The sequence below is a fragment of the Maribacter algarum (ex Zhang et al. 2020) genome, assembly GCF_005885635.1.
Taxonomy (GTDB): domain Bacteria; phylum Bacteroidota; class Bacteroidia; order Flavobacteriales; family Flavobacteriaceae; genus Maribacter_C; species Maribacter_C algarum.
The window spans coordinates 1-1384 of record NZ_VATY01000015.1; the positions used below are offsets into that span (position 1 = coordinate 1).

The 1384-nt window shown below is 41.9% G+C and carries 1 protein-coding gene; it reads right to left on the reverse strand.

Annotated features, from left to right (window positions below):
* Positions 1-33: 33 nt before the first annotated feature.
* Entirely contained in the window at positions 34-1059 is a 1026-nt protein-coding gene (locus FEE95_RS22015; RefSeq protein WP_171037121.1) for an IS110 family RNA-guided transposase, read from the reverse strand.
* Between the last annotated feature and the right edge of the window lie 325 nt (positions 1060-1384).

The window sequence follows — 1384 nt, forward strand, 5'->3', positions numbered from 1 at the left end:
TTTTTCTTTTGCGAATTCTAAGAGAAAACCAAATCAATTGATAAAATTTTGTTCATAAACTTCAACAAAGGGTGATTGTCTTCGGATTACAGCAAAAATTCGATTGACAAGTTTACAGCATACCGCATTGACAATGACCTTATGGTCCTTTCCCTCTCCACGTTTTCTTTCATAGTATTTTTTTATTTGTTTATCATATCTGATTGCGGAATTTGCTCCATTGTTAAGGAGCGTTTTGATAATCTTGTTCCCAAACTTGCTCGTTCTGGTCTTGCCCCTTATAGAAGTTCCCGAAGTAAACTCAAAGGGCGCAATACCGGCATAACAGGCATACTTTCTTCCGTTGTCAAAACTTGTGAAGTTGTTCGTCGACACAAGCATGAAAGCCCCTATGATCAATCCGATGCCCTTGACCGATGCCATAAGCCGATAATTTTTTCGCAGCTCTTGGTCGCTCTCTATGATGTCGGTTATTTGTTGCTTTATACCGATTATTATTTGATCCTGTCGGTCTATCTGCTCCTTGATCTGTGCAACGATATTATCCAGACCGCTGATAGTTCGATATTGTTCATGGCTTTTGAGACTGTTCTTTAAAGAGGTCCTGATCCGTACCATTTGTTCACGATAGGTCAGTAGTTGCTTGATCTTGACCAGTAAGGGAGATGGCATTTCAAAGGGCTTTAATTTCGCCCTGTGGGTAGCTAAATAGTCGGCGATCCTTCTGGCGTCGACCGCATCGTTTTTGCCCCTGGTCATACCCAGGCTCCGTTTGATGTGCAGCCCCGACTCCACACAGAACAAAATCTTTATTTGGGCCAGCCATGCATAAAACAGAAGTCCGTATGTTCCCGTGTGTTCCATGCAAAATGCACAGTCTCTTAATTGAACCCCCTCTTTTTGGATCCACTCCATGATTCCGTTGAACCCGTCAATGGAGTTCTTGGTTTTCAACTCGGTAAAGGAGTCGTAGTCCCCTTCCCTCAACAAGGCCAGGTCCAATACCGTCTTGCTGATGTCGACCCCGATAAAATACTTTTTCTTATTAAATTTATCCATAATACTATAGTTTTTACAAACCGGAATTGTTGCCATGCCAATACCTTTAATAAGTCCTACTTAAGATTCTAATTTGCCATTGCAACTAAAAGGGAGGCCAGGACTACTTCGCAAAATGATACTAGATCAGACCTTCGGATAGTTCACCTTGCCTCCCCCGGTTTTTAGTTATCAACTACTTTAAAGTTATGAGTCTCCCCCCAGACCCCCCTCTTGAATCATTATCAACATATGTCTTTAACTTTTGCGACCAAGGGCCTTTAATCTAAAGGACCTTCGGGAGAAAAAGCAAGATTGTCATGACAATGACACATCTTGAATTGCC